The 640-nt window shown below is 75.6% G+C and carries 1 pseudogene; it reads left to right on the top strand.

Features of this window, described 5'->3' with window-relative positions:
- Positions 1–640, top strand: a pseudogene (locus tag BST40_RS30505) (hypothetical protein); the annotation flags it as partial.

Raw genomic sequence — 640 nt, 5'->3', positions numbered from 1 at the left:
GGAGCGTCACGACCGGGACCGGCGGAACCGGCGGTGCCGGCGGCAACTCCCAGTACTTCGGTACCGGCGGCGCCGGTGGGCAGGGCGGGAACTCCACGAACAACGTCGCCGGGACCAGCGGTGGTACCAGCGGTGCGGGCGGTGCGGGCGGCAACGGCGGGTCGCTCTTTGGCAACGGTGGTGTCGGCGGGGCGGGCGGCAGCTCGACCAGAGGTCTCGCCGGCAGCGGCGGCGCAGGCGGCATCGGCGGTGTGTTCGGCAACGGCGGCGACGGCGGGGCCGGCGGCGACACTCTTGGTGGGGTTCTTGCGGCGGGAACCGCCGGCACCGGCGGCAATGGCGGCACCGGCGGGCTGATCGGCGCGGGCGGCAACGGTGGCGTCGGCGGCAACAATCTTGCTGTTCTCTTCAATGGAACCGTTGGGGCCGGCGGCAACGGCGGCAACGCCAGGCTGTGGGGCGACGGCGGTGTCGGCGGCACCGGCGGGCTGACTTACAACGGCAACGTCAGCGGCGGGGCGGGCGGCTCCGGCGGCAACGGCGGCTCGTGGTTTGGCGACGGCGGGGCCGGTGGTGACGGCAGCGCCGGTCTCGGCAAGGGCGCCGGCGGGGCGGGCGGTAACGGCGGCGCCGGAATCGG

It is taken from the genome of Mycobacterium persicum, assembly GCF_002086675.1.
Taxonomy (GTDB): Bacteria; Actinomycetota; Actinomycetes; order Mycobacteriales; family Mycobacteriaceae; genus Mycobacterium; species Mycobacterium persicum.
Note: the sequence above shows the minus strand (reverse complement) of the source record. Positions and strands in the feature narration are given on the sequence as shown.